The sequence below is a fragment of the Brevundimonas sp. EAKA genome (assembly GCF_000698025.1).
Lineage (GTDB): Bacteria > Pseudomonadota > Alphaproteobacteria > Caulobacterales > Caulobacteraceae > Brevundimonas > Brevundimonas mediterranea_A.
On sequence record NZ_JMQR01000240.1, the window covers coordinates 1 to 1,706 of the forward strand.

Annotated in this window: 1 protein-coding gene and 1 pseudogene; both read right to left on the bottom strand. The window is 71.5% G+C overall.

Annotated features, from left to right (window positions below):
- Positions 1-40: 40 nt before the first annotated feature.
- The gene (locus ER13_RS17205) at positions 41-1,156 is read right to left on the bottom strand and encodes a DUF2336 domain-containing protein (RefSeq protein WP_035311340.1); all 1,116 of its coding nucleotides are present in this window, start codon (positions 1,154-1,156) and stop codon (positions 41-43) included.
- A pseudogene (locus tag ER13_RS18845) lies at positions 1,153-1,706 on the bottom strand (hypothetical protein); the annotation flags it as partial. The gene ER13_RS17205 and the pseudogene ER13_RS18845, both read right to left, overlap by 4 nt.

A 1,706-nucleotide genomic window follows, 5' to 3' on the forward strand; every position in this document is an offset into this window, starting at 1 on the left:
CGCCCCCCTCCCCCGCAGGGGGAGGGAGAAATCGTGCGTTTCAGGCCGCCTGGGCGACGCGGCGCATGCGCCAGAAGCGCAGGGTGCGCTGGGCGGCGTCGCGGGTCAGTTCGCCGTACATCCGGCCATAGGCGGCGGCCCGGCCCATCGGATTGGAATCCCCGCCCAGAAGCGACACGGCGTAGGTCAGGAAGATCGCCCGGTCGATGTCGGCGGCCTTGCAGATGATCGACAGGGCGTCCAGGTCGCGCCGGTCCACGATGTTGCGGGCGGTGTGGAAATCCACATCCGAAAGACGCGACAGGGCGACCAGGAAGGCCGTGCGGCCCTTGGAGCGCAGGAAGCGGATCAGCACCTGCGGGGTCAGCTGGTTGGCGGCGTGCAGCTCGTCGACATAGGCCAGGCTTTCGGCGTAGTCGGCCGGCAGGGCGCCGTCGTCGGTGGCGACACGGGCGCGACCGGCGGCCAGGGCGGCTTCCAGCAGGTCCGGATCCATCTGGGCGTTCTGTTCCAGGATCTGGTGACGCAGCCGGGCCTCGACGACGAAATACATGTCGTTCAGCAGGTCGGCGGGCAGGCTCTTGCGCTCGACCGCCGGGGCGTGAAGCTCGGGGTTGTTCTTGGCGCGTTCGACCGCAGTTTCCGACGCGGCGCGCGACAGCTGGGCGCCGTCGTTGCGCAGCAGGACGCCCAGGGTGTGGTCGTCGCCGCGTTCGACGATGATCTCGGACACGGCCTCGGACACCTCGGTACGGCCGGAGACGGCGCGCATGTGGTCCTGGCCCTGGCGGCTGACCACGTCGATCAGGTCCGCGTCGGTCAGGACGGTCGAGGCGCGCAGGACCGGCCCGGCGACGTCGATCTGATCCTCGGCCAGGCGCCGGATCAGGCTGGCCGGGGCGTTGGGCGCCTCGGCGAAACGGGCGGCCAGTTCCGCGCGGACGGCCGTCTCCATCTCCTCCGACAGGGTTTCGAGGACGGAGCCGTAAAGCTCGGTCTCGGCCACGCTGTGCTCGACGCCGCCCAGGAAGTGGTCGGTCAGTTCGCGCAGCAGCAGCCGGCGCTTCTCGCTGGAGGCCTCGTTGGCCAGGGCGATCAGATCGGGCAGGCGCGAGCCCATGATGATGGCCCGTTCTTCGGCGGAGGGTTCGGTCATGGCAGGTCGTCCCCCGTGGTCTGGGGCATGGCCCGGACCGAGCCGTCGCTGTTGCGCTGCAGGGCGGGCGGACCGTCGGGTTGCGCCAGGTCGGCGGACGACGGGGTCTGGGTCATCTCCACCGGCAGGGCGTCGAGATAGATGGGCTGGACCGGGTTGATCCGGTCCGGCTGATGGCCGGCCTGACGATGGACCGAATAGAAGCGCGCGCCCTGGACCGGGGCGAGGGCCGCCTGGAGCATGGCGGGCGGCGCGGCGGAGGCGGTCTCACCCTTGGTCCCGCCCTGGGCCTGGGCCGCAGTTTCGGGCGCGGTCTGGGCGGTCGTCTGGCGCTGGAGGCGGAAGATCGGCGCGTCGCGTCGCGGGGCCATCGGATCGAAGGCGGGCTCAGGCGCGGCTTCGGCCTGGGCCTGAGTCTGGGTGTGTGGCTGGGCCTGGACCGGCGACTGTGCGGGCGCCGGGTCCTGGGCTGCGACGACGGGTTCGGCGTGGACAGGGGACGGCGTGGCCTCGACGGGGGCGGGGGCGGCGGCATAGTGGTCGCTTTGAC

What these genes read in the sequence shown, in the direction of transcription:
- ER13_RS17205 (WP_035311340.1), bottom strand. Translation starts at nt 1,156, where the DNA reads ATGACCGAACCCTCCGCCGAAGAACGGGCCATCATCATGGGCTCGCGC.